The organism is Rhizobium croatiense (assembly GCF_019793465.1).
Taxonomy (GTDB): Bacteria; Pseudomonadota; Alphaproteobacteria; order Rhizobiales; family Rhizobiaceae; genus Rhizobium; species Rhizobium croatiense.
Genome location: NZ_JAILYJ010000016.1, coordinates 1 through 24,138, shown reverse-complemented (window position 1 = coordinate 24,138; position 24,138 = coordinate 1). Strand labels below are relative to the sequence as shown.

Genomic DNA, 24,138 nt, shown 5'->3' with positions numbered 1-24,138 from the left:
CGTACATTGTTTACGCAAATCTCGCGTGATATCCAGGAAATACATGTACTGATTGGGGACAGCTTTGGCCGAAACAAGCGATTTTAAAGCACAGCCACCCGAAGGGATCGACGCCATCGGGGCCTCCAGCGAGGGCGCGTCGCTCTATCAACTGATCAGGGACGACATCATCGAAGGGCGGCTTGCTGCCAACGAACGGCTTGTGGTCACCGATCTCGCCCGGCGCCACGGCACCTCTACCAACCCCGTACGCGAGGCTCTGCAACTGTTGCGCGGGGAAGGCTTTGTCATCTTCGTTCCCAACCGCGGAGCGCGCGTCCGGCCCATAGATCAGGATTTTGTTCGGGATATCTACGAAATAGGAGTCTTGATCGAGCCGGCACTGACGCGATGGTTCGTGAATATGGCTACCGTCGAGGACATTGCTGAACTCGAACGCATCCAAGGCTTGATTGAAGAAAACGACTTCGCCGACACGTTCAGGCACAGCGAGCTGGACACCGCTTTTCACACCGTAATGTACCAAAGGCACTACAACCGCCATGCCGCCGAGCTTTGGTGGAAGCATCGCGAAGTGCTTCGAGCCGTGAGCCGGCGTTTCAACTTCACGCTCGCCCGGCGTGCCGCGATCCTTAGCGAGCATCGCGAGCTCATCGCGCATGTAAAAGCGGGAAATGCAAACGAGGCAGGTGAACTCATTGCACGCCATGTCGAGGGCTCCGGCCGGCACATCCTTGAAAACATGCGTGCGCGTAACGCCGCTCGGGCAGGATAGAATACCTGGCCCGGAATATCGCTATGCCGACCACCTCAGATAAGGGCAGTTGAGATGAAAATCACCAGCGTTCGGCCGTGGCTGATCAAGTCCGATGCTTCTTATTGGGGAGAGTTTCTGTTCGTCGAAGTAACGACCGATGAGGAGGTGAGCGGCTGGGGAGAGATCACCACCACGACGAGGCTCGCCAATCGCGCCCTCTGCACGATCCTGAGGCAGATCGGTGCCGCTGTGACAGGCGAGGACCCGGCGCGTATCGAGTATCTGTGGCACAAGATATTCCGCAGCTTCACCTACATGGGCAGTCGCGGGGCCGCGGTCGAATGCGTGAGCGCCATTGACATAGCTCTCTGGGATATCCAAGGCAAAGTCTTGGGTAAGCCGATTTACGAGCTGTTGGGCGGGCCGGTACGCGATGAAATTGCGCTCTACACCCACCCCAACCAGGCTAAATTTACCAGCAACGAGGCTGTTGTCCGCGAAATTCGAGACATCGTCAAGTCCGGCCACACTGCGCTCAAGTTCGATCCTTTCCCCCAACAAGGCCGCACCGCCGACGGACAGCCTCGCGAACAGCGCGACGGCTACCTCGATGGCAGCATGACCCGCAAGGATGAGCGCGAAGCCGCCGAACTCACAGCTCTGATCCGCGAAACGGCGGGCTCCGATGTCGACATCCTCATCGATGCGCATGGCCGCTTCGACGTTCCCACCGCCATTCGCCTTTGTCGGAGCCTCGAGGAAGCCGGTCAGATCGACTGGTTCGAGGAGCCCTGTCCACCGGAGAGCCTCAATGCGCTTAGACAGGTCCGTGAAAAGGTCAGCGCCGCTATCTCGTGGGGCGAGCGCGGCCATACGAAATGGGATTTCGTGGCGGTGCTCGAAAACAGACTAGCTGATTACATCATGCCTGATGTCACATGGACCGGCGGCATTACCGAACTCAAGAAGATTTCTGCCCTATGCGAAGCCTACTACATTCCCGTCTCGCCGCATGACGCCGCAGGGCCGATCAACGTGGTTGCGGGAGCGCAGGTGATGATGACCGTTCCCAATTTCTACAAACTCGAAACGTCGGAGTGGAACCTCGGCAAATACGATCACCTCATCGACAGGCCACTCGATGTCTCGAACGGCAGCCTCAAGCTTACGCCCAAGCCTGGTCTCGGCGTTGAAATGAACCGCGACTACCTTCAAGACCATGAGATAGAGCTGGACTAATAACACTGCATGCCGCCCATCGCGGGCGGCGGCGAGCCCGCCCGCCGAAATGAGGAAAAATCATGCCAGAGGCATATGGAGCCGACCAGGCGCTCAATCGGGTGAACACGCATTCCAAACCGTCCGACCTTCGCATAACCGACATGCGGGTAGCCGAAATTGTCGGCGCGCCGTTCACCTCAGTGCTGCTCAAGATTTACACCAACCAGGGCATTGTCGGGCTTGGCGAGGTCCGCGACGGCGCCAGCGCCACCTATGCCCTCATGCTGAAGAGCCGGCTGCTCGGCGAGAACCCTTGCAACATCGATCGACTGTTTCGCCGGATCAAGCAGTTCGGCGGGCACGGCCGGCAAGGCGGCGGCGTATCGGCGGTTGAAATCGCATTGTGGGATCTTGCCGGCAAGGCCTATGGGGTCCCCATCTACCAGATGCTCGGCGGCCGTTTTCGCGAGAAAGTGCGTATCTACTGCGATACCGACGCAACCGTGCCGAGCGGCACCGAGACCGGTAAGCGTCTCAAGCAGCGCATGGAACTCGGCTTCACTTTCCTCAAGATGGACTTGGGACTGATGCAGATCGCGGACGTTCCCGGTGCGGTCGTGTTTCCTGCGGGCTCACTTGAAGGATACTGCCATCCTCCCGATCGCGGGCCACTCAAGACTATTGAAGAGCGCCTTGTCCGCAACGCTGCCTATGATTTGCATAACGTCCAGCATCCGTTTACCGGCCTTCACTTTTCCGACAAGGGCCTCGATCTGCTCGAACAATACATCGCCGAGGTTCGTGAGGTCATCGGCATGGATGTGCCGCTCGCAATCGACCATATCGGCCATATCTCGATGCAAAACGGCATCCGCCTTGCCAGGCGAATTGAAAAATACGTGCCAGCCTGGCTCGAGGATGTGATCCCGTGGCAGTATACCGATCAATACCGACAACTGCAGGATGCCACCACAGTGCCGATCTGCACTGGCGAGGACATATACCTCAAGGAAGGCTTCGAGCCTCTGCTCAAGAGCGGCGGCGTCTCCGTTATCCACCCGGACCTGCTCACCAGCGGGGGCATCCTCGAGACCAAGAAGATCGGCGACATGGCGCAGGACCATGGTGTCGCCATGGCCATCCACATGGCAGAAAGTCCAATCGCAGCAATGGCCGCGGCACATGTCGCGACCGCGACTGAAAACTTCATGGCGCTCGAATACCACTCTGTCGACGTCGACTGGTGGGACGATATCGTCACCGGCCTTCCCAAGCCACTGGTGAAGGACGGCTTTGTTACTGTTCCCGACAAGCCGGGCCTGGGGATTGACGACGTCGTCGACGAGGTGATCTTGCAGCATCTGCAGCCGGGTGTCACCGGCATCTGGCTGCCTACGGATCACTGGGACGATGAGTATTCCTGGGACCGCACCTGGAGCTGAGGCGAAAAGGAACGAAGATGAAGATCACCGATCTCCGCTGCGCCGTCATCGGCAGACATCCGATCGTCCGCATCGTCACGGACGAGGGCCTCTATGGCTTGGGCGAAGTCGAATTCACCAAGACCTACCTTAAGCCCTGGGTGCTGCATTTCCGCGAGGCGCTGATCGGCGAGGACCCGACCGACGTCGAAAGCGTAATGTTGAAAATCCGTCAACGCGGCTCTTTCAAGCCGTACGGCGCGGCGGTCAGCGCGATCGAGCATGCGCTGTGGGACATTGCTGGCAAGGCCGCGGGCGTGCCCGCTTATAAGCTGCTCGGCGGCAAGGTGCGGGACAAGGTGCGCGTCTACAATGGTTCGATTCGCCGGAAACGTACGGGCGACCGGCCGGAAGATTACGCCGCCGACGTCAAATGGATGATGGAGCAGCCGCAGAACTTCTTCATGGTCAAGCAAGGAATCTCCTTCCACTCCAACATGAAGGACACTTTCGAGGACTTCCACTACGGCGTGACGCAGAAGAAGGCCGGCTATCACGGTGCCATGGATCAGGGCATGATCAGCGAGCGCGGTTTCAATCATATGCTCGACTGCGTGATCGCGATGAAGGAAGTGCTGGGCGACAAAGTCAGCCTGGCGCTCGACTGCGGGCCGGGCTGGATGCTACCCGATGCGATCAAGTTCGCTCGCGCGGTCGAGAAGTACAATCTGATGTGGCTCGAGGACATGCTGACTGGCGACTACGTGCCGTGGGTCAATCCGCAGGCCTATCGGGAACTGACGACCTCCACCTCGACGCCAATCCACACTGGTGAGCAGATCTACCTCAGGCACAACTTCAAGGAACTGATCGAGACGCAGGCGGTCCGCGTCATCGGCCCCGATCCAGCCGACGTTGGCGGTATTGCAGAGCTCAAATGGGTCGCCGAGCACGCCTACATGCACTCGATCCTGATGGCACCGCACGGCACCGCCAACGGCCTGCTCGGCCTCGGCGCATTGATCAATGTCTGCGCCACCTTGCCGGCAAATTTCATCGCCTTCGAATACCCGAGCGCCTCTGATCCGTGGTGGGAGGATCTGATAATCGGATTGCCGCCGCAGATCGTGAAGGACAGCATGGTGGACCTATTGGAAGCGCCGGGGCTGGGCCTCGACATCGACGCTGAAGGGGCAAGGAAGTATCTCAGGGATGAGGATGCGGATTTTTTCGAATGAACCCCTCTCCGCCTGTCGCGGCCAGCCTGTCGGGGGCCAGTTAATAGAACCAAAACAGCCGCCTGCCTCGCGGCAAGCGGCTGTTTGCTTTGTGACGATCAAGATTACATATGGATCGGCTTGAAGAAGGTCGCGAGCGCAGCTTCCTTGACCGCTTCCGACATCGTCGGATGCGCGTGGCAGCTGCGGCCGAGATCTTCGGACGAACCGCCGAACTCCATCAGCACGGCGATCTCGTGGATCATCTCGCCGGCGCCGAAGCCGACGATATGGCCGCCGAGCACGCGGTCGGTGTCCTTGTCGGCGAGGATCTTGACGAAGCCGTCGGTCGCCAGCATCGCGCGGGCGCGGCCGTTCGCCGTGAACGGGAACTTGCCGACCTTGTAGGCGATACCCGCCGCCTTCAGCTCTTCCTCGGTCTTGCCGACCGAGGCGATCTCGGGCTGCGTGTAAACGACGCTCGGAATGACATCGTAGTTCACATGGCCATGCTGCCCGGCGAGGATTTCGGCAAGCGCCACACCCTCGTCTTCCGCCTTGTGCGCCAGCATCGGGCCCTTGACCACGTCACCGATCGCATAGATGCCGGCGACATTGGTCTTGAAGTGACCGTCGATCTCGACGCGGCCGCGATTGTCGAGCGCAACGCCGGCCTCTTCGAGGCCGAGACCTGCCGTATAAGGCTTGCGGCCGGTCGCGATCAGCACGACCTCGGCGTCGAGCGTCACCTTATCGCCGCCCTTGACCGGCTCGAAGGTGACCTTGGCGTCCTTCTCACCCTTTTCGACGCCGGTGACCTTGGCGCCGAGATGGAAATCGATACCCTGCTTGGCAAGCATGCGCTGGAACTGTTTGGAGACCTCGCCGTCCATGCCGCCGAGGATGGTGTCGAGATATTCGACGACCGTGACCTTGGCGCCAAGGCGCGACCAGACCGAGCCCAACTCGAGGCCGATGACGCCGCCGCCGACGACGATCAGCGTTTCCGGCACCTTTTCCAGCGCGATGCCGCCGGTGGAGGAAATGATGGTCTTTTCATCGATCTCGACCGGCACGCCGGGAATGCCGGCGACATCCGAGCCGGTGGCGATGACGATGTTCTTGCCTTCGATCTCCTGCACCTGGCCGTCGTCGGCGGTGACGGCAACCTTGCCGGCCGAGACGATCTTGCCGGTGCCCTGGAAGGCGTCGATCTTGTTCTTCTTGAAGAGGAAGGCGACGCCGTCGACATTCGACTTCACCGTCGCATCCTTGTGCGCCATCATATTGGCGAGGTTCAGCGTCGGCGCCGAAACGTCGATGCCGAGCGCGCTCATACCGTGGCCGGCCTGATGGAACATTTCGGAGGCATGCAGCAAAGCCTTCGACGGGATGCAGCCGACGTTCAGGCAGGTGCCGCCATAGGTCGCGCGCTTTTCGACGACGGCGACCTTGAGGCCGAGTTGGGCTGCCTTGACGGCGCAGACATAGCCGCCCGGGCCGGTTCCGATAACGATCACATCGTAAGACATTGCTTCTTTCCCTTTGGATTTTTCAATTAATCGGCTGCGCGCGACAGCGCGAGGCGGAAGCCGAAGCCGACGAATGCCGCTCCGGTGATGCGGTTGGACCATTTGCCGCTGGCGATGAAGCGGTCACGGATCGTCTTGACCGTGAAGAAATAGGAAACGCCGGCAAACCAGGCGCCTAGCGCCGTCGCCATGCCGAGCCCAGTCATGCTGGCGGAGCGGCGCCCATGCACGATGCTCTGGCGCAGGATGACAGCGAAATCGGCGCCCGGCACGACGATGAAGATCAAGAAGACGGCCATCAGGCCGAGGAATTCGACGATGTAGCTCATGGTGATTTCGCTCTGTCCTTCTAACGGCCGCCGCTCACATTGAGGATCGATCCGGTGACATAGGACGCCGACGGTGAAAGCAGATAGAGGATTGCATCCGCCACCTCCTCCGGCATGCCGGCCCGTTGCATGGGGACCGATGGCGCCATTTCGCGCGCCCGGTCCGGCAACCCACCGGATGCATGGAGATCGGTTTCGATGATGCCGGGCCTGACGGCATTGACGCGAATTCCTTCCGCGGCGACCTCGCGCGCAAGTCCGATGGTGAAGGTGTCGATCGCCGCTTTCGATGCCGCATAATCGACATACTGCGTCGCCGAACCGAGGACTGCCGCCATCGAGGAGACGTTGACGATGGCCCCGCCCTGTCCACTATATCGGCGCGACATGCGGCGCACGGCCTCGGCGGCGCAGAGTATCGAGCCGGTCACATTGACGCGCAGCATGCGCTCGATCCGCTCGACCGACATCTCGTCGACCCGCTGCGGATAGTCGACGATGCCGGCATTGTTGACCAGTCCGTCGAGCCGTCCGAACTGACGATCAACCGCCGAAAACATCGCGGCGATATCGGCAGCATTGCCGACATCACCCGGGATCGCGACGGCTTCGCCACCGCTTTCGGTAATCGCCGCAACAACGGCATCCGCCGCTTGGCGGTTGGCGGCGTAATTCACCCCGACACGCCAGCCCTGGCGCGCGGCAAGGCGGCAGACGGCGGCGCCGATGCCCCGGCTTCCGCCGGTCACGAGAACAACAGGTGTATCGCTCATGTCGCACACTCCTTGAATGTCAGCACGTCCCACGGCGCCACGGAAGCCTTGCCCTCGCCCCAGGCACTGGATTCGCGAATGGCGGGACCAAGGCCGGGGAGCACCAGCTTTTCGGCGGCCCCGGCGCCCTCCGGCTGCAGATTGTCGATCTCGCCCTCGGCATCCATGCCGTAGACGGCGCCCTGCCAGACCGTGCAGGCGTCGAGATCGGCGCCGGTCACATCGCCCTCCGGACAGTTGAACATCAGGATGCCGATGGCGCGCACCGGATCCTCCGACGGCATGACATAGCCTTCCATGACGACGGATGTCTTGAGCGCGCTCACCTTGAACTGGTTGCTGGCGGCAGCCGAGGGAGAATTGAGCGGCGCGAAGCGCAGTTCATAGGCGCCGTCACGGTCGGTGTAGACGGCCTGCTCCTGTTTGCAATCGATAGCGAACGCGGCAACCGGAATGGCGAAAAATGCGGCGGCTGCAATCGCAGCCACGCCCTTCCGTCCTGCCATGATCCCGATCGTCCCGCTCATTGCACCTCCGGCTCTCGCCGTCCGTCGGCATTCTCGATCACACCAAAATCCGTCAACAGCGCCAGCGGGCGGCCATCCTTGTCGAGGCCCCAGAAGACGGGATAGAAACCATCGCCCCAGCCGCTCCAGAACACCGCGACATTGCCCTTCTTGCCGGCAATCGGCCGGTGCAGCGCATAATGCCCCTTGTTGGCATCGAGGTCCGAGGCCAGCACGTCGTCGTAATAATTGATGTCGGCGTCCGGCTTCTGCGCTTGGACCTGCGCTTCGCGCTCTTCGATCAACGCCAGCGTATCGGCATCCGTATAGCAGCCGAGACCGGCGTCGACGGGGTAGCCGAAGAACTCGTCGTCCTTCAGCGTCGCTACGTCTTGTCCGGGCAGGACAGCAAGCTCCCAATGATCCGGCTTACCCTCGGCAAACCGCATGCTGGCGGCGGCGATCCGCCCGAACGCCTGGTAGAGCGTCACCGGATAGTCGCCCGGCGCAACCGTCCTGGCGAGTGCTGGCCGATCGGGCTGGGCGAGCGGGTCGGCGGCGACGATGCGCCCCGAGGTCAGCTCGACATTGCCCATATGGATCACGTTGATCGACCGTCCGGAGAGTTCGCCGTCACCGAGTGTCACCAGCTCGAAATTGCTGCTTGCCTTGCTGACGTCCCAGCCGGCCGCCGATGCGGAAACCGGGACATGCGCGGCGGCAGCGCAAATAACAAGGCGCGCCGCTCGCATGATCCGGTTCCGCATGGAAAAGCTCCTTAGAGATCGAGAACCAGGCGTTCCGGATCTTCCAGGCTTTCCTTGACGCGCACGAGGAAGGTGACCGCTTCCTTGCCGTCGACGATGCGGTGATCGTAGGAAAGCGCCAGATACATCATCGGACGGATGACCACCTGGCCGCCGATTGCAACCGGCCGCTCCTGGATCTTGTGCATGCCGAGAATGCCGGACTGCGGTGCGTTGAGGATCGGCGAGGACATCAGCGAGCCGTAAACCCCACCATTGGTGATGGTGAAGGTGCCGCCCTGCATATCGGCCATGGAGAGCGAACCGTCGCGGGCTGCCTTGGCAAGACGGCCGAGGTCCTTCTCGATTTCGGCGATCGACATCTGGTCGGCATCGCGGATGACGGGAACAACGAGGCCCTTGTCGGTGCCGACGGCCATGCCGACGTGGCAGTAGTTCTTGTAGATGACGTCGGTGCCGTCGATCTCGGCATTGACCGCCGGCAGTTCCTTCAGCGCATGCGTCACCGCCTTGGTGAAGAAGCCCATGAAGCCGAGCTTGACGCCGTGCTTCTTCTCGAAAATGTCCTTGTACTTGTTGCGCAGGTCCATGACCGCCTTCATGTCCACCTCGTTATAGGTGGTCAGCATGGCGGCGGTGTTCTGCGCATCCTTGAGGCGCTTGGCGATCGTCTGGCGCAGGCGCGTCATCTTCACGCGCTCTTCGCGCGAGGCGTCCTCGACCGTCGACGGGCCGCGCGCTGCGGCGGGCGCTGCCGCCGGGGCTGCCGGAGCGGAAATGCCCTTGGCGACGGCGGCAATGACATCACCCTTCAGCACCTGGCCGCGCTTGCCGCTGCCGTCGATCTGATCGGCGGAAAGGTTGCTTTCGGCCAGCATCTTCGCGGCCGCCGGGGCCGGCGGCATGGTGGAGACGGAAGCGCTCGACGATGATGCCGCCGCAGCGGCAACCGGCGCCGGCTGAGCGGGAGCCGCCGGCGCTGGCTGGGCAGGAGCGGCGGCCGGTGCAGCAGCGGCCGGCGCGGCGGCAGCGACGGCACCTTCGGCAATCTGGCCGAGCAGCGCGCCGAGGCCGACCGTCTCGCCGGCGGCGACGACGATTTCCGAAAGCGTGCCGGAGGTTGGTGCCGGAACTTCGATGGTCACCTTGTCGGTTTCAAGCTCGAGAATCGGCTCGTCGGCCTTGATGGCGTCGCCGACCTTCTTGAACCAGGTGCCGACGGTTGCCTCGCTGACGGATTCACCGAGAGTTGGAACGCGGATTTCTGTGGCCATTGTTCAGATCCTGATTTCGTGTGTGTTCGTTTTAAGCGTTTCAGACGGCGGGCGGCCGCAAGATGATCGAGGGCATCGGCAGGATATCGAAACGGAAACCGAATCCGGAAGCGATGATCGGGTCGCCGTCGGCAAGCGCCTGGGCCGCTGCCTGATCCTCGACTTCGACGACCGCCATGCCGAAGGCGCCTGCACCCTCGAACACCGGACCGACGACGACCGCCGATCCCGCAAGGGCGTGCCGATGCCAGTATTCGACATGGCGTTTCATCGCCGCCATTTCCTCCCCGGTTCCGTCATGCGGAAAAGTGGGGCGCGGCGGCAGCAGTCTCAAAAAGAAATAAGCCATTACGCCCCCCTTGATTTAACCGCCCAATGCATCCTCGAGGAATGCGGCGAGCTGTGACAGATGCTTCGACATCAGGCCCGTCGCCGGCGAGGCGGCAGCCGGACGGCCGGTATAGCGGACGCGCTGGTACTTCGCATCGATATGGGCAAGCACCCATTCGAGGAAGGGGTCGATGAACGACCATGCGCCCATGTTCTTCGGCTCTTCCTGGCACCAGACCATTTCGGCGTTGCGGAAGCGCGACAGCTCGTTGATCAGCGCCTTTGCCGGGAACGGATAGAGCTGTTCGACGCGCAGCAGATAGACGTCGTCGATACCGCGCTTTTCACGCTCTTCGAGAAGATCGTAATAGACCTTGCCGGAGCACATGACGACGCGGCGGATCTTGTTGTCCTTCTGCAGCTTGATCGGGCCGTCCTTGATCACTTCGGCATCGTCCCAGAGCAGGCGATGGAAGGCGGATTCACCGGCCATTTCGGCCAGCGTCGAGACCGCCCGCTTGTGGCGCAGCAGCGACTTCGGCGTCATCAGGATCAGCGGCTTGCGGAAGTCGCGCTTCAGCTGCCGGCGCAGGATGTGGAAGTAGTTCGCCGGCGTCGTGACATTGGCGACCTGCATATTGTCTTCCGCGCAAAGCTGCAGGAAACGCTCGAGGCGGGCCGAGGAGTGTTCCGGACCCTGGCCTTCATAGCCGTGCGGCAGCAGGCAGACGAGCCCCGACATGCGCAGCCATTTGCGTTCGCCCGACGAGATGAACTGGTCGAAGACCACCTGCGCGCCGTTGGCGAAATCGCCGAACTGCGCTTCCCAGAGCGTCAACGCATTCGGGCGGGCAAGCGAATAGCCGTATTCGAAGCCGAGCACGGCCTCTTCCGAAAGCATCGAGTTGATGACTTCGTAGCGCGCCTGCGTCGGCGAAAGATTGGCGAGCGGAATGTAACGCTCCTCGGTCTCCTGATCGTAGAGAACCGAGTGGCGCTGCGAGAAGGTGCCGCGCTCGCAATCCTGGCCGGACAGGCGGATCTTGTGGCCTTCGAGGCAGAGTGCGCCGAAGGAGAGCGCTTCGGCCATCGCCCAGTCGATGCCCTCGCCGGTGGCGATCATGTTGGCCCGGTTTTCCATGAAGCGCTGGATCGTGCGGTGGGCATTGAAGCCGGCCGGGATCTCCGACAGTTTGCGGCCGATCTCCTTCAGCGTCTTCATCGGCACCGCGGTCTTGCCGCGCCGCTGCTCGTCGGCATTGTCGGCGGTGCGCAGGCCCGACCACTCGCCATCCAGCCAGTCGGCCTTGTTCGGCTTGTAGCTCTGGCCGGCATCGAACTCCTGCTCGAGATGCGCACGCCAGTCGGCCTTCATCTTTTCAACTTCGCCATCCGTGAGCAGGCCTTCGCGAACGAGACGATCTGCGTAAAGCTGCAGCACCGTCTTGTGGGCACGGATGACCTTGTACATCTTCGGCTGGGTGAAGGACGGCTCATCGCCTTCGTTGTGGCCGTAGCGGCGATAGCAGAACATGTCGAGCACGACAGGCTTGTGGAACTTCATGCGGAATTCGGTCGCGATCTTGGCCGCATAGACCACGGCTTCCGGGTCGTCGCCGTTGACGTGCAGGATCGGCGCCTCGATCATCTTGGCGACGTCCGACGGATATGGCGACGAGCGCGAAAAGGCCGGGTTCGTGGTGAAACCGATCTGGTTGTTGATGATGACGTGCATGGTGCCGGCGACACGGTGGCCGCGCAGACCGGACAGGCCGAGAATTTCGGCGATGACGCCCTGGCCAGCGAAGGCCGCGTCGCCGTGGATCAGTAGCGGCAGCACCTTGGAGCGTTCAGACAGCGGAATTATATCGCCTTCCCATACCGTCGCGCTCATGTCCTGCTTGGCGCGAGCCTTGCCCATGACGACCGGATCGACGATTTCGAGATGCGACGGATTTGCCGTCAGCGAGACGTGCACCTTGTTGCCGTCGAATTCGCGGTCGGAGGACGCGCCCAGATGGTACTTCACGTCGCCGGAACCTTCGACTTCGTCGGGCGCATAGGAACCGCCCTTGAACTCGTGGAAGATGGCGCGATGCGGCTTGCCCATCACCTGGGAGAGCACGTTCAGACGGCCGCGATGGGCCATGCCGAACACCGCTTCCTTGAGGCCGAGATGGCCGCCGCGCTTCAGGATCTGTTCCAGTGCGGGGATCAGCGATTCACCGCCGTCGAGACCGAAGCGCTTGGTGCCCTTGAACTTGACGTCGAGAAACTGCTCGTACCCTTCGGCTTCGATGAGCTTGGCAAGGATCGCCTTCTTGCCTTCGGCCGAGAAGGCGACGCCCTTGTCGGGCCCTTCGATGCGCTCCTGAATCCATGCCTTTTCCTCGGGATTGGAGATATGCATGAATTCGACGCCGAGCGTCGAGCAGTAGGTGCGCTCGAGGATCTCGATCATCTCGCGGATGGTCGCGTATTCCAGGCCGAGCACGTTGTCGATGAAGATCTTGCGATCATAATCGGCTGATGTGAAACCGTAATTTTCCGGCGACAGCTCATGATAATCGTCGACGGTAGCGGCGATGCCGAGTGGATCGAGCTTGGCGTGCAGATGGCCGCGCATGCGATAGGCGCGGATCATCATGATGGCGCGCACCGAATCGCGGGTCGCCTGCAGCACGTCGGTGGTATCAGTGGGCTTGCCGGCGGCTTCGGCCTTCGCCTTCACCTTGGTTTCGATCGCCTTCTCGACGATGCCCCAATTGCCGTCGAGCGCCGACACCAGGTCGCCGCCGGCCGCCAGCGGCCAGTTCTTCTTGCGCCAGGAAGCTCCCTTGGCCGCCTTCTTCACATCGGCAGGATCGTCTTCCAGTGCCTTGAAGAAGGCGCGCCATTGGTCATCGACCGATGCCGGATCCTCTTCGTAGCGCGCATAGAGCTGCTCGATATAGGCCGCGTTGGCGCCATCCAGAAACGAGGTGATCTGAAACTGCTCGTTGGCTTCTTGCCGTGCCATGGTGATATGCGGACGCTTCCGTCCGCCTCCTGACTTTGATGAATTTGCCGGCTTCGTCACCGGCTGCCGCATTCCGATTGCCGCCTGTCCGCGGCGCATCTGCTGGTCTCGTGCTGTCACACCGGGCGGAAACGCAGATGCCGTTCTTCCGCCCGGTCTATATGGCTGGCTTAGCCCTTGAGGACTTCAACCAAGGTCTTGCCGAGGCGGGCCGGAGACGGCGAGACGCGAATGCCTGCCGATTCCATCGCCGCGATCTTCGATTCCGCATCGCCCTTGCCGCCGGATACCACGGCGCCGGCATGGCCCATGGTGCGGCCCTTCGGCGCCGTGCGGCCGGCGATGAAGCCGGCCATCGGCTTCTTGCGGCCCTTCTTGGCTTCGTCCTTGAGGAACTGCGCAGCGTCTTCTTCTGCCGAGCCGCCGATTTCACCGATCATGATGATCGACTGGGTGGCTTCGTCGGCCAGGAACATTTCGAGCACGTCGATGAACTCGGTGCCCTTGACCGGGTCGCCGCCGATGCCGACGGCCGTCGTCTGGCCGAGGCCTTCGTTGGAAGTCTGGAACACCGCTTCATAGGTCAGCGTGCCCGAGCGGGAGACGATGCCGACCGAACCCTTGCGGAAGATCGAACCCGGCATGATGCCGATCTTGCATTCTTCCGGCGTCAGAATACCCGGGCAGTTGGGGCCGAGCAGGCGCGACTTGGAGCGGTCGAGGCGCGCCTTGACGCGCACCATGTCCATGACGGGAATGCCCTCGGTGATGCAGGTGATGAACGGGATTTCGGCGTCGATCGCCTCGATGATGGCGTCGGCCGCACCGGCCGGCGGAACATAGATCACGGTCGCGTCGGCACCGGTCTTTTCCTTGCCTTCGGCAACGGTCGCGAAAATCGGCAGGCTTTCGCCCTTTGCGCCGGTCCAGGTTTCGCCGCCCTTCTTCGGGTGGATGCCGCCAACCATCTGCGTGCCGTAATAGGCAAGCGCCTGTTCGGTGTGGAAGGTTCCGGTCTTGCCGGTCAGACCCTGAACGAGGATCTTGGTGTCTTTATTGACGAGAATAGACATTCTTTCCGATCCTTCAAATTAGCCGTTGATCGCCGCGACGATCTTCTTAGCCGCATCGTCCAAGTCGTCAGCCGCCGTGATCGCGAGACCCGACTCGTTCAGGATCTTCTTGCCGAGCTCGACATTGGTGCCTTCAAGGCGCACGACGAGCGGAACCTTGAGGCCGACTTCCTTGACCGCGGCAATGACGCCCTCGGCGATGACGTCGCACTTCATGATGCCGCCGAAGATGTTGACGAGAATGCCCTCGACCTTGGGATCGGCAGTGATGATCTTGAAGGCCGCCGCGACCTTCTCCTTGCCGGCGCCGCCGCCGACGTCGCAGAAGTTGGCCGGCTCCTTGCCGTAGAGCTTGATGATGTCCATCGTCGCCATGGCAAGGCCCGCGCCGTTGACCATGCAGCCGATATTGCCGTCAAGCGCGACATAGGCGAGGTCCCACTTGGAAGCCTCGATTTCCTTGGCGTCCTCTTCGGTCTCGTCGCGCAGCGTCCTGACGTCGTCGTGGCGGAAGAGTGCGTTGCCGTCGAACGACATCTTGGCGTCGAGAACGCGCAGGTGGCCATCCTTCATGACGATCAGCGGATTGACCTCGAGCAGCGCCATGTCCTTCTCGTTGAAGGCCTTGTAGAGCGCCGGGAAGAGCGACTTGGCGTCTGCTGCAGCGGCACCCTCGAGCGCCAGCGCCTTGGAGATCGCTGCGACGTCGGCAGCCGTCACGCCGGCCTCCGGATCGATGGCGATCGTCTGGATCTTTTCGGGCGTGTCATGGGCGACAGCTTCGATGTCCATGCCGCCTTCGGTGGAAACGACGAAGGCCACGCGGCCGACCGAGCGGTCGACCAGCAGCGAGCAATAGAGCTCGCGAGCGATGTCGGCGCCGTCCTCGATATAGAGGCGGTTGACCTGCTTGCCGGCTTCGCCGGTCTGCGCCGTCACCAGCGTATTGCCGAGCATTTCCTTTGCGTGGGCGACCACTTCGTCGATCGACTTGGCGAGACGCACGCCGCCTTTGGCTTCCGGCGACAGTTCCTTGAACTTGCCCTTGCCGCGGCCACCGGCATGGATCTGGCTCTTGACCACATAGAGCGGGCCGGGAAGCGACTTGGCGGCAGCCTCGGCCTCTTCAACCTTGAGGACAGCCACACCCTCGGCAACCGGTGCGCCATAGCCCTTCAGCAGAGCCTTGGCCTGATATTCATGAATGTTCATGGGTTTATCCCTGTTTCGATGACTTCGGCGCCGACTACTTGAGGGCAGGCGCGATGTTGATGCAGGCTTCGCAAAGACCGGCGACGGCGCCGACGGACTTGTCGAAGGCTTCCTTCTCGGTCTTGTTGAGGTCGATCTCGATGACGCGCTCGACGCCGCCGGCGCCGATGACGGTGGGAACGCCGACATACATGTCCTTGACGCCGTACTGGCCGGTGAGATGGGCAGCGCAGGGCAGAACGCGCTTCTTGTCCTTGAGGTAGGATTCGGCCATCTCGATCGCCGAGGCGGCCGGCGCATAGTAGGCCGAGCCGGTCTTCAGCAGGCCGACGATTTCGGCGCCGCCGTCACGGGTGCGCTGGATGATCTCTTCCAGGCGCTCCTTGGTGACCCAGCCCATGGTGACGAGATCGGTGAGGGGGATGCCGCCGACCGTCGAATAGCGGGCGAGCGGCACCATCGTGTCGCCGTGACCGCCGAGAACGAAGGCCGTCACGTCCTGAACGGAGACGTTGAATTCTTTGGCGAGGAAGAGGCGGAAACGCGAGGAGTCGAGAACGCCGGCCATGCCGACGACCTTGTTGGCCGGAAGGCCGGAAAACTTCTGCAGCGCCCAGACCATGGCGTCGAGCGGGTTGGTGATGCAGATGACGAAGGCGTTCGGCGCATACTTCTTGATGCCGGCGCCGACCTGCTCCATGACCTTGAGGTTGATGCCGAGAAGATCGTCGCGGCTCATGCCCGGCTTGCGCGGAACGCCGGCGGTGACGATGCAGACGTCAGCGCCTTCGATGGCGGAATAGTCGCTGGCGCCGGTCAGATTGGCGTCGAAGCCTTCGACCGGGGAGGACTGTGCGATATCGAGGCCCTTGCCCTGGGGAATGCCGTCGGCAATGTCGAAGAGGACGATATCGCCCAGTTCCTTCAGGCCGGCGAGATGCGCCAGCGTGCCACCAATCATGCCAGAACCAATGAGTGCGATCTTGTTACGCGCCATTTCGCTGTTTCCTTTGCGATCAAATTCGTCGAACGACGCTGAGGCACCGCTCAATGACGCAATCGCATAGACCCAAAGCCCAAAAATGGCAATCCATTAATTTTGATGTAGCGTTTTCAATCGTTTAGATACTAAAATTCTTACGTAAACGTAAGAAAGTTTGTCACTATATTGTTACTCGGCGGCGCGTTTGTCATGGTGCATCGCAAGATATTCAGCGCTGCGCATTTCGAAGAGACGCGACGCCGTGCGGTCGAATTCGAAGCCTTCGGTGCCCCGACGGGCGACGAGCAGGTCCTCCGGCATCGCCGCCGCCGATATATAAAGCCGTACGGCATGATCGTAGAACGTATCGACCAGAATGATGAAGCGCTTGATCTGGTTCCGTTTTTCTGGTCCGAGCAAGGGGACGTGATCGACGAAGACGATATCGAAGCGTTTGGCGATGGCCAGGAAGTCGGCAGCACCGAGCGGCTTCTCGCAAAGATCGGCGAAAGAGAATCGCGCCATGCGGTCGGCGGCGAGCGGCACATGGATGGCGCGCCCCTTCATCGGAATATCGAGTGGCTGCGCCTTGCGCCCATGCAGCGCCTGCGTCCAGGACGCCTCCATCGCCATGTCGTTATGTTCGTTGATCGGCACGAGATAGACCGGCTGGCTGTTCAGCTTCTCCATCCGGTAATCGGTCGGGGAATCCAGGGTGACGACATCGACATGCTGCCTGAGCAGCGCGACGAAGGGCAGGAACAGGCCGCGGTTGAGACCGTCCTTGTAGAGATTGTCCGGCTCGACATTCGACGTCGCGACCAGCACGCATCCCCGCGCGAAGAGTTCGGAGAACAGCCGCGACAGGATCATCGCGTCGGCAATGTCGGTGACGGTGAATTCATCGAAGCAGAGCAGTTCTGCTTCCTCGTAAAGGGCTGCGGCGACCGGCGGCATCGGATCGGCCTGCTTCGTCTCGCCGTTCTTGAGCTTCAGCCGGTGCGCCGCGATACGGTTGTGCACATCCGCCATGAATTCATGGAAATGCGCCCGCCGCTTCTTCCGGCACGGCGCCATCGAGAAGAACATGTCCATCAGCATGGTCTTGCCGCGTCCGACGCTGCCGTGGATATAAAGCCCCTTGATGCCGCCTACGGCTTTCTTCTTCGAGGCGAACAGCCAGCCGAGCGCGCTCGACTTCGCCGCCGGTCGCTGCTGCTTCAGCCCGGCGAGCACCCGATCCAGGCTTTTGGCCACATCCATCTGGGCGGAATCGACCTGCAAAGCACCGGAAATCGTCAGCGATTTAAGCTGTTCGCAGACGCTGAGCGCATAATCTGGCATTGGCTGCATAAGGGCATGTCCGCCTGTCGGTCATCGGCGGGGCGCCGCCGGATCGTTTACCGCGCCGGTTAATTACCGGCTGAGGCTGATCGGCTGACCGGTATTCGTCTGACCCTGGAAGCGGTTGTCGGCCGTCTTGTAGACGCTGCCGATCTGGTTGCCCGAACGGTCCTTGAGCAGCACCTGCTTGCCTGCGACTTCCCAGGAGCCCATCGCCGTCAACTCGCCGACGCAGCCGCGCGTGCCGCCGCGCGACCCGCTGCCGAGATTGGTCAGCGTCAGGAACATGTCGCAGCTGCCGTTGACGCGCCAATTTCCGACCATCGATTCCTTCGTGACATCGAGCGCATTCGCGGCGACCGCGCCCGGCTGGGCACCCGGCATCGGCGATGTCGACGCCGGCGCGGCCGGGAACTGCGAGCTGCCGGTCGGCGGCGGAAGCTGTCCGCCCTGCACAGAGGGAACCGGCTGCGCCGTCAGCGGCGCCGGCGCGGCGCTGGGAGAGTTGGAGCTGTAATCATATGCCGTACGCTGACAACCGGCTAGCGCGAGAGCCACCACCAGACCTGTCATCGCATATCGCAACTGCATCATCATACTCCTGAAATTCGGCTGTCGCCGCAGAGAAACGGGCTTGAGACAAGATCCGATTATCGTAATTCGCTTTGGTTAATCAAGTCGGGCGGCAAAAATCGCCCGTGACAACAACTAACCGAAAAACGATACAGTTCAACTATCCCGCTGCAAAACTTCCTGCACATAGAATTTGTCAGCAAGGTGTTGCGCGCGCTGATCTCTGTCCGGATCCTTGTCGAACTCCCGCAATAACTGCGAATAACGCTCGAACGAACTCTCCAGAAAGGATCGCACCAGCACTGGCGGCTGACCTTCCCCCATTTCGCGCGTCTGTTTCTTGACATGCACGAGATCAAGTATCGCCGTTCGAACATCGGGAGCGATCGAGACCGCCTCCAGGCACTCCAGCATATTCATCGGCGGCAGCGCGCGAAACGAGCGCTGCCGCATCCATTCGAGCGCGACGGCCGGGCGCACGGTGTAAAGCAGCTTCTTCAGCTTGATCGCCCCCTCGCCCTGGCTCTGAAAATGCTGCCGCATGAGCCCGACATAATGGGCAGCGACCTTTTCCGGCACCATGATGAGATCAAGCAGCGCGCCGAGACGCGAGCGAAAACCCGCCTCCTCTTCGTACGCGATCGGCGATTTCAGCCATTCGACCACCACCGCGTTTCCCTTGAGGGCAAGCAGCAGCGCCTTTCGCAGATCCCAGCCACCGGTATCGATATCGCCAACGATCGGAAACTCGATGACATCGCGCACCGAAGCAAGCGCAAGATGATGTTCGACGGGACGAATATAGACGAAACGGCAGTCATAATCGCTGTCGGGAGACGGAAACCCCCAGGCGCGGCTGCCGCTTTCGATTGCAAAACCGATACGGATGCCCTGCTCGCGGACCGAGGCGAGCCGTGACCTGATCTCTCTGACGGCTTCTGGATCGAAGCCGTCTATTCCGCCATCGGCATGCACGGCGATCAGACCCGGCGCTCGACCATCATCTTCTTGATTTCGGCGATGGCCTTGGCCGGATTGAGGCCCTTGGGGCAGGTCTGCGCGCAATTCATGATCGTGTGGCAGCGATAAAGACGGAACGGATCCTCGAGATTGTCGAGGCGTTCGCCGGTCGCCTCGTCTCTGGAATCGATCAGCCAGCGATAGGCCTGCAGCAGGACGGCCGGGCCGAGATAACGGTCGCCGTTCCACCAGTAGCTCGGACAGGAGGTCGAGCAGCAGGCGCAGAGGATGCATTCATAGAGGCCGTCGAGCTTCTGCCGGTCCTCATGGCTCTGCTTCCATTCCTTGGCCGGCGCCGGCGACACCGTCTTCAGCCAGGGCTCGATCGAACGATGCTGGGCGTAGAAGTTGGTGAGATCCGGAACCAGATCCTTGACGACCGGCAAGTGCGGCAGCGGGTAGATTTTCACCGCGCCCTTGATATCGTCGAGACCCTTGGTGCAGGCCAGCGTGTTCGTGCCATCGATATTCATCGCGCAGGAGCCGCAGATGCCCTCGCGACAGGACCGGCGCAGCGTCAGCGTCGGGTCGATCTTGTTCTTGATATAGAGCAGGCCGTCGAGCACCATCGGGCCGCAATCGTCGACATCGATGTAAAAGGTGTCGATCGACGGGTTCTGTCCGTCATCCGGGCTCCAGCGGTAGACCCGGAACTCGCGGGTGTTCGTCGCACCCGCCGGCTTCGGCCAGACCTTGCCTTCGCGCATCTGAGAATTCTTGGGGAGAGCGAGTTCAACCATACCAGGTTCCTCTTGAAATCAGTAGACGCGGGCTTTCGGCTCGATCTTGTGCGGATCGATGCCTTCCGCGATCAGGTCGGTGTGAACCGGTCGGTAATCGAGCTTGACGTCGCCTGCCTCGTTGACCCAGGCAAGCGTATGCTTGCGCCAGTTGACGTCGTCGCGGCCGGCAAATGCGCCCTCGGTATAATCCTCACGGGCATGCGAGCCGCGGCTTTCCTTGCGGGCCTCGGCGCCGTAGATCGTCGTGATGGCGTTGGCCATCAGATTCTGCAGCTCCAGCGTCTCCACCAGATCGGAGTTCCAGACCATCGAGCGGTCGGTGACCTTGATGTCGCGCATTTCCTGCCAGATCGCCGAGATGCGCCGGCAACCGGATTCCAGCGATTCCTGGGTGCGGAAGACGGCGGCGTCTTCCTGCATGGCGCGCTGCATCTTCTCGCGCAGGTCAGCCGTCGGCGTGCCGCCGCCGGCGTAGCGCAGACCGTCGAAGCGGTCCATGATCTTGTCGCAGGCGGCGATATTGAGATGCGGGATCGGCGCTGCGCGGTCGATGACCTCGCCGGCGCGGATCGCAGCGGCGCGGCCGAAGACCACGAGGTCGATCAGCGAGTTGGAGCCGAGACGGTTGGCGCCGTGCACCGAGGCGCAGCCTGCCTCGCCCACCGCCATCAGGCCGGGGATGATCCGCTCCGGATTGGCACCGTCGGCGTTCAGCACCTCGCCCCAATAATTCGTCGGAATGCCGCCCATATTGTAGTGGACGGTCGGCAGGACCGGGATTGGCTCGCGCGTGACGTCGACGCCGGCGAAGATCTTTGCGCTCTCGGAAATGCCCGGCAGCCGCTCGTGCAGCACGGCCGGGTCAAGATGGTCGAGATGCAGGAAGATGTGATCCTTGTTCTTGCCGACGCCGCGGCCTTCGCGGATCTCCAGCGTCATGCAGCGCGAAACCACGTCGCGCGAGGCAAGGTCCTTGGCCGACGGCGCATAACGCTCCATGAAGCGTTCGCCCTCGGAGTTGACGAGGTAGCCGCCTTCGCCGCGTGCGCCCTCGGTGATCAGACAGCCCGAACCGTAGATGCCGGTCGGGTGGAACTGCACGAATTCCATGTCCTGCAGCGGCAGGCCGGCGCGTGCCACCATACCGCCGCCGTCGCCGGTGCAGGTATGGGCAGAGGTCGCCGAGAAATAGGCGCGGCCGTAGCCGCCGGTCGCCAGCACCACCATCTTGGCGGCGAAGCGATGGATCGTGCCGTCATCAAGGCACCAGGCGACGACGCCGGTGCAGCGGCTGCCGTCTTCCGACATGATCAGGTCGAGCGCGAAATATTCGATGAAGAATTCGGCGTTGTGGCGCAGCGACTGGCCGTAGAGCGTGTGCAGGATGGCGTGGCCGGTCCGGTCGGCCACGGCGCAGGTGCGCTGCACCGGCGGGCCTTCGCCGTAATTCTGCATATGGCCGCCGAACGGACGCTGATAGATCTTGCCTTCCTCGTTGCGTGAGAACGGCACGCCGTAATGTTCGAGCTCATAGACCGCCTTCGGCGCTTCCATGGTCAGATATTGCATGGCGTCGACGTCGCCGAGCCAGTCGGAGCCCTTGACGGTGTCGTAGAGGTGCCATTGCCAGCTGTCGGGCGTCATGTTGCGCAGCGAGGCGGCGATGCCGCCCTGCGCCGCAACCGTGTGCGAGCGGGTCGGAAACACCTTGGTGATGCAGGCCGTGCGGAAACCCTGCTCGGCCATGCCGAGCGTGGCGCGCAAGCCGGCGCCGCCGGCGCCGACGACGATCACGTCATAGGAGTGGTCGACATAATTGTAGGCCTTGCCGTTCTGGGCGGGTGAAGTCGGTGCCATATCGAGCTTATCCTACGAATGCTATTTTCAGAATGGCGAAGAGACAGAGGCCGGCAATCACGATCGCGAAAAAGGTGTTCAGCATCAGCAGAGCGATCTTGCCGAACTCGCCTTGCACGTAATCTTCGATGATGACCTGCATGCCGAGCTTCATATGGATGACGCCTGAGATCACCATCAAGCCCATGACGACGGCGACGAAGGGGTTCGACAGGGCGCGAACCACATCCGCATAGGGGGCGCCGGCATAGGCGATCATGAAGATGACGAAGAATAGGATCAGCGGAATATTGGAGACGGCGGTCAGCCGCTGACGCCAGAAATGGCTCGTGCCTTCCTTGGCGGAGCCGAGCCCGCGAACCTTGCCGAGGGGGGTGCGCATATCCATGAGAGGACCTTCAGAAGCGAATGAGGAAGCCGATCACCCAGACCAGCACGGTCAGACAGAGCGACCCGATGATGTTGGCGATGGCAAGCTTGGTCGAGACTTCCTTCTCGAAGCCGTAACCGAGATCCCACATGAGATGGCGCAAACCGCCGAGCATGTGGTGCAGCAATGCCCAGGTGTAGCCGAGCAGCACGAGCTTGCCGAGAAGGCTGCCGAGCACCCAGTTGGCCCAGTCGTAGGAACTCTGGCCGCTTGCCGCCGCGATCAGCCACCAGGCGACGAGCAGCGTGCCGACATAGAGCGCCCCACCGGTAATGCGGTGGACGATGGACATGACCATGGTGGGAATAAGTTTGTAGACTTGCAAATGCGGCGACAAGGGCCGGTTATTTGTCACGTTCGCCATCAGAACCTCGCGGCGGCTTCTCTGCGCTCCCGGATTTCGGAGCATGCTCAGTCAACCACACGAATGACAAAGTTCTCTGTGTGCGTTGCATCAATTGCGACGTTTACTCACCGGAAAGCCCGACGACAAGCACAATCGCTGTCTGCTTTTAATTTAATCGATTCGGGTTACCGCTAAGTTTGCGGGTGAGAGCAGTTTCAGAAAAGCTGAGACGCGGTTTTGCGCCCGGAATTGCGTAAGAACAAAAGGTTAGAGCCTATCTGCGCTTCGACGAAAGCTGAACCGCGCCAACGAAACTGGTCTTTCGGCTCAATATTTACGCCGTGCTTCCCGGGCGCATGGACAAGCAGCGGCTTTTGGCGCAATCTGGCATTAACGATTTGTTAACGATCGAGATTTCCGGAGGCCGGCATCCATGTTTCGCAGTCCGTCTGCAGTCGCCCTGCTTGCACTCGCCGCGCTTGTCGCCTTGCCTGCCGCCGCCGGCGAGCGCCGTCTCGATCATCGCTTCGCCGATCATCGATTCCTTGGCCACCGCCACGCCTTGCACAACGGATTGTTTCTCGGCCAACGCCTCGGCTGGCGCGATCGCGGCATCCGGTTCGATAGCACCCATGTTCGCCGGCACGGCAGGGAGCGGATGCCGTTCCTGAAGCAGTTTTCGTCCCCGGCGACAAATCGCGTCGCCCGCAGCAGCCTAACCATCATCGCGCCGCAGCCGCCCGGCGGCGACAGCGGCGATACCTATGCCGGCTCCTATGCTTATCAGATCGATGGCGGGACTTATGTCGGCGGCAATGGCTACGGGTATTATCCCTCAGCCTGGCCGGTGCCGCTGGCGCCGAAAGCGAAGGTCATCGACGTCGCTGTCCAGGACGATCCCTGCAGCTACGAGGCCAATGTCTGCGTGATCCGGCCTTAAGATATTGAGCCGAAGCGCCAGACCGTCGTCGTCTTGATTTCGCTGTCCTCCAGCGCCCGCGTCACCGGCACCTGATAGGCTGTGCAGAATTCCAGCTGCTCCCGTGGCAGATAGCTTCTCCCGGGATCGCCGACCAGAACCAATATGCCTTCCGCCGTCAGCCTCGTCAGCCAGGGAACGAGCGCATCGGCGAAGGCACGGTCGTAGAAGACGTCGCCGGCAAGCACGATATCGGCGTCAATATCCTGTCCGATGAGGTCGGCGCCGGTAAATTCGAGAAAAACGCCGTTGGCCTTGGCGTTCAGCCGGATCGCCGTCTCCGCCCAGGGATCGATATCGGCGGCCGTCACCTCACGCGCACCGGCCATGACAGCCGCAATGCCGACGAGGCCGGAGCCGCTGGCAAAATCCAGCACGCGCTTGCCGCGCACCATGTGTGGATGATCGAGGATGTAGCGCGCCAGTCCCTGCC

At 61.6% G+C, this 24,138-nt stretch carries 24 protein-coding genes; 5 read left to right on the top strand and 19 right to left on the bottom strand.

The features are described from left to right. The first annotated feature begins 64 nt into the window (after nucleotides 1–64). From K6M89_RS23315 to K6M89_RS23300, 4 genes are all read left to right on the top strand, one after another. Nucleotides 65–775, top strand: a complete 711-nt coding sequence (locus K6M89_RS23315) for a GntR family transcriptional regulator (RefSeq protein WP_222141153.1) — start codon at nucleotides 65–67, stop codon at nucleotides 773–775. Nucleotides 776–829: 54 nt separating this feature from the next. Then, nucleotides 830–1,996: a mandelate racemase/muconate lactonizing enzyme family protein gene (locus K6M89_RS23310; RefSeq protein ID WP_222141152.1), complete on the top strand. Its 1,167-nt coding sequence runs from the start codon at nucleotides 830–832 to the stop codon at nucleotides 1,994–1,996. A 62-nt stretch (nucleotides 1,997–2,058) separates the two neighbouring features. Next, nucleotides 2,059–3,420 (top strand): mandelate racemase/muconate lactonizing enzyme family protein, encoded by a 1,362-nt coding sequence (locus K6M89_RS23305; protein ID WP_222141151.1) that lies wholly within the window; start codon nucleotides 2,059–2,061, stop codon nucleotides 3,418–3,420. A 17-nt stretch (nucleotides 3,421–3,437) separates the two neighbouring features. Further along, nucleotides 3,438–4,637: a mandelate racemase/muconate lactonizing enzyme family protein gene (locus tag K6M89_RS23300; protein WP_222141150.1), complete on the top strand. Its 1,200-nt coding sequence runs from the start codon at nucleotides 3,438–3,440 to the stop codon at nucleotides 4,635–4,637. A gap of 104 nt (nucleotides 4,638–4,741) precedes the next feature. Here the strand turns inward: K6M89_RS23300 and lpdA are convergent, their stop codons facing one another. The 18 genes from lpdA to sdhC form a co-directional block, all read right to left on the bottom strand. Continuing rightward, entirely contained in the window at nucleotides 4,742–6,148 is a 1,407-nt protein-coding gene (lpdA, locus tag K6M89_RS23295) for a dihydrolipoyl dehydrogenase (RefSeq protein WP_222141149.1), read from the bottom strand. Nucleotides 6,149–6,174: 26 nt separating this feature from the next. Next, nucleotides 6,175–6,477 carry a hypothetical protein gene (locus K6M89_RS23290; protein ID WP_222141148.1) on the bottom strand — a complete coding sequence of 101 codons (303 nt, stop codon included), beginning with the start codon at nucleotides 6,475–6,477 and terminating at the stop codon, nucleotides 6,175–6,177. Nucleotides 6,478–6,497: 20 nt separating this feature from the next. Beyond that, nucleotides 6,498–7,250 carry an SDR family oxidoreductase gene (locus tag K6M89_RS23285; RefSeq protein ID WP_097580605.1) on the bottom strand — a complete coding sequence of 251 codons (753 nt, stop codon included), beginning with the start codon at nucleotides 7,248–7,250 and terminating at the stop codon, nucleotides 6,498–6,500. Further along, nucleotides 7,247–7,777, bottom strand: coding sequence for a hypothetical protein (locus tag K6M89_RS23280; protein ID WP_222141147.1), 531 nt, complete (start codon nucleotides 7,775–7,777; stop codon nucleotides 7,247–7,249). The genes K6M89_RS23285 and K6M89_RS23280 overlap by 4 nt, the downstream gene beginning before the upstream one ends. Further along, nucleotides 7,774–8,523 carry a DUF4241 domain-containing protein gene (locus K6M89_RS23275; RefSeq protein WP_222141146.1) on the bottom strand — a complete coding sequence of 250 codons (750 nt, stop codon included), beginning with the start codon at nucleotides 8,521–8,523 and terminating at the stop codon, nucleotides 7,774–7,776. Before K6M89_RS23275 ends, K6M89_RS23280 begins: the two co-directional genes overlap by 4 nt. An 11-nt stretch (nucleotides 8,524–8,534) precedes the next feature. Beyond that, nucleotides 8,535–9,797, bottom strand: coding sequence for a 2-oxoglutarate dehydrogenase complex dihydrolipoyllysine-residue succinyltransferase (gene odhB, locus K6M89_RS23270; protein WP_097580602.1), 1,263 nt, complete (start codon nucleotides 9,795–9,797; stop codon nucleotides 8,535–8,537). A gap of 40 nt (nucleotides 9,798–9,837) precedes the next feature. Next, on the bottom strand, nucleotides 9,838–10,146 hold the full coding sequence (locus K6M89_RS23265) for a YciI family protein (RefSeq protein ID WP_039622629.1): 309 nt from the start codon (nucleotides 10,144–10,146) through the stop codon (nucleotides 9,838–9,840). A gap of 15 nt (nucleotides 10,147–10,161) precedes the next feature. Then, nucleotides 10,162–13,146, bottom strand: coding sequence for a 2-oxoglutarate dehydrogenase E1 component (locus K6M89_RS23260; RefSeq protein ID WP_222141145.1), 2,985 nt, complete (start codon nucleotides 13,144–13,146; stop codon nucleotides 10,162–10,164). Nucleotides 13,147–13,316: 170 nt separating this feature from the next. Further along, nucleotides 13,317–14,219, bottom strand: coding sequence for a succinate--CoA ligase subunit alpha (gene sucD / locus K6M89_RS23255; protein ID WP_038691746.1), 903 nt, complete (start codon nucleotides 14,217–14,219; stop codon nucleotides 13,317–13,319). 18 nt (nucleotides 14,220–14,237) lie between these two features. Then, nucleotides 14,238–15,431: an ADP-forming succinate--CoA ligase subunit beta gene (gene sucC / locus K6M89_RS23250; RefSeq protein ID WP_097580601.1), complete on the bottom strand. Its 1,194-nt coding sequence runs from the start codon at nucleotides 15,429–15,431 to the stop codon at nucleotides 14,238–14,240. A 34-nt stretch (nucleotides 15,432–15,465) separates the two neighbouring features. After that, nucleotides 15,466–16,428, bottom strand: a complete 963-nt coding sequence (gene mdh, locus K6M89_RS23245; RefSeq protein ID WP_010034465.1) for a malate dehydrogenase — start codon at nucleotides 16,426–16,428, stop codon at nucleotides 15,466–15,468. A 174-nt stretch (nucleotides 16,429–16,602) separates the two neighbouring features. Continuing rightward, a complete protein-coding gene (zapE, locus tag K6M89_RS23240; protein WP_222141144.1) occupies nucleotides 16,603–17,766 on the bottom strand; it encodes a cell division protein ZapE in 1,164 nt (387 codons plus the stop codon). Nucleotides 17,767–17,829: 63 nt separating this feature from the next. Further along, nucleotides 17,830–18,348 (bottom strand): protease inhibitor Inh/omp19 family protein, encoded by a 519-nt coding sequence (locus K6M89_RS23235; RefSeq protein ID WP_097580599.1) that lies wholly within the window; start codon nucleotides 18,346–18,348, stop codon nucleotides 17,830–17,832. A gap of 138 nt (nucleotides 18,349–18,486) precedes the next feature. Continuing rightward, nucleotides 18,487–19,305 carry a nucleotidyltransferase domain-containing protein gene (locus K6M89_RS23230; protein WP_313141257.1) on the bottom strand — a complete coding sequence of 273 codons (819 nt, stop codon included), beginning with the start codon at nucleotides 19,303–19,305 and terminating at the stop codon, nucleotides 18,487–18,489. A 5-nt stretch (nucleotides 19,306–19,310) separates the two neighbouring features. Continuing rightward, nucleotides 19,311–20,090, bottom strand: coding sequence for a succinate dehydrogenase iron-sulfur subunit (locus tag K6M89_RS23225; protein WP_088677571.1), 780 nt, complete (start codon nucleotides 20,088–20,090; stop codon nucleotides 19,311–19,313). Nucleotides 20,091–20,108: 18 nt separating this feature from the next. Next, entirely contained in the window at nucleotides 20,109–21,950 is a 1,842-nt protein-coding gene (sdhA, locus tag K6M89_RS23220; RefSeq protein WP_097580598.1) for a succinate dehydrogenase flavoprotein subunit, read from the bottom strand. Nucleotides 21,951–21,957: 7 nt separating this feature from the next. Beyond that, a complete protein-coding gene (gene sdhD, locus K6M89_RS23215) occupies nucleotides 21,958–22,338 on the bottom strand; it encodes a succinate dehydrogenase, hydrophobic membrane anchor protein (protein ID WP_097580597.1) in 381 nt (126 codons plus the stop codon). A 10-nt stretch (nucleotides 22,339–22,348) separates the two neighbouring features. Continuing rightward, entirely contained in the window at nucleotides 22,349–22,744 is a 396-nt protein-coding gene (sdhC, locus tag K6M89_RS23210; RefSeq protein WP_097580596.1) for a succinate dehydrogenase, cytochrome b556 subunit, read from the bottom strand. A gap of 415 nt (nucleotides 22,745–23,159) precedes the next feature. On the opposite strand from sdhC, the gene K6M89_RS23205 reads away from it, so the two are divergent. Beyond that, nucleotides 23,160–23,666: a hypothetical protein gene (locus tag K6M89_RS23205; RefSeq protein WP_222141143.1), complete on the top strand. Its 507-nt coding sequence runs from the start codon at nucleotides 23,160–23,162 to the stop codon at nucleotides 23,664–23,666. Here K6M89_RS23205 and K6M89_RS23200 read toward each other — a convergent pair. Continuing rightward, nucleotides 23,663–24,138: class I SAM-dependent methyltransferase (locus K6M89_RS23200; RefSeq protein WP_222141142.1), on the bottom strand; the 476-nt coding region annotated here is incomplete at its 5' end. The genes K6M89_RS23205 and K6M89_RS23200 overlap by 4 nt on opposite strands.

Bases quoted from the DNA above. Each gene is read 5' to 3' on its own strand.
- K6M89_RS23310 (WP_222141152.1), top strand. From the start codon at position 830: ATGAAAATCACCAGCGTTCGGCCGTGGCTGATCAAGTCCGATGCTTCT.
- K6M89_RS23305 (WP_222141151.1), top strand. From the start codon at position 2,059: ATGCCAGAGGCATATGGAGCCGACCAGGCGCTCAATCGGGTGAACACG.
- K6M89_RS23300 (WP_222141150.1), top strand. From the start codon at position 3,438: ATGAAGATCACCGATCTCCGCTGCGCCGTCATCGGCAGACATCCGATC.
- lpdA (WP_222141149.1), bottom strand. From the start codon at position 6,148: ATGTCTTACGATGTGATCGTTATCGGAACCGGCCCGGGCGGCTATGTC.
- K6M89_RS23290 (WP_222141148.1), bottom strand. From the start codon at position 6,477: ATGAGCTACATCGTCGAATTCCTCGGCCTGATGGCCGTCTTCTTGATC.
- K6M89_RS23285 (WP_097580605.1), bottom strand. From the start codon at position 7,250: ATGAGCGATACACCTGTTGTTCTCGTGACCGGCGGAAGCCGGGGCATC.
- K6M89_RS23280 (WP_222141147.1), bottom strand. From the start codon at position 7,777: ATGAGCGGGACGATCGGGATCATGGCAGGACGGAAGGGCGTGGCTGCG.
- K6M89_RS23275 (WP_222141146.1), bottom strand. From the start codon at position 8,523: ATGCGGAACCGGATCATGCGAGCGGCGCGCCTTGTTATTTGCGCTGCC.
- odhB (WP_097580602.1), bottom strand. From the start codon at position 9,797: ATGGCCACAGAAATCCGCGTTCCAACTCTCGGTGAATCCGTCAGCGAG.
- K6M89_RS23265 (WP_039622629.1), bottom strand. From the start codon at position 10,146: ATGGCTTATTTCTTTTTGAGACTGCTGCCGCCGCGCCCCACTTTTCCG.
- K6M89_RS23260 (WP_222141145.1), bottom strand. From the start codon at position 13,146: ATGGCACGGCAAGAAGCCAACGAGCAGTTTCAGATCACCTCGTTTCTG.
- sucD (WP_038691746.1), bottom strand. From the start codon at position 14,219: ATGTCTATTCTCGTCAATAAAGACACCAAGATCCTCGTTCAGGGTCTG.
- sucC (WP_097580601.1), bottom strand. From the start codon at position 15,431: ATGAACATTCATGAATATCAGGCCAAGGCTCTGCTGAAGGGCTATGGC.
- mdh (WP_010034465.1), bottom strand. From the start codon at position 16,428: ATGGCGCGTAACAAGATCGCACTCATTGGTTCTGGCATGATTGGTGGC.
- zapE (WP_222141144.1), bottom strand. From the start codon at position 17,766: ATGCAGCCAATGCCAGATTATGCGCTCAGCGTCTGCGAACAGCTTAAA.
- K6M89_RS23235 (WP_097580599.1), bottom strand. From the start codon at position 18,348: ATGCAGTTGCGATATGCGATGACAGGTCTGGTGGTGGCTCTCGCGCTA.
- K6M89_RS23225 (WP_088677571.1), bottom strand. From the start codon at position 20,090: ATGGTTGAACTCGCTCTCCCCAAGAATTCTCAGATGCGCGAAGGCAAG.
- sdhA (WP_097580598.1), bottom strand. From the start codon at position 21,950: ATGGCACCGACTTCACCCGCCCAGAACGGCAAGGCCTACAATTATGTC.
- sdhD (WP_097580597.1), bottom strand. From the start codon at position 22,338: ATGGATATGCGCACCCCCCTCGGCAAGGTTCGCGGGCTCGGCTCCGCC.
- sdhC (WP_097580596.1), bottom strand. From the start codon at position 22,744: ATGGCGAACGTGACAAATAACCGGCCCTTGTCGCCGCATTTGCAAGTC.
- K6M89_RS23205 (WP_222141143.1), top strand. From the start codon at position 23,160: ATGTTTCGCAGTCCGTCTGCAGTCGCCCTGCTTGCACTCGCCGCGCTT.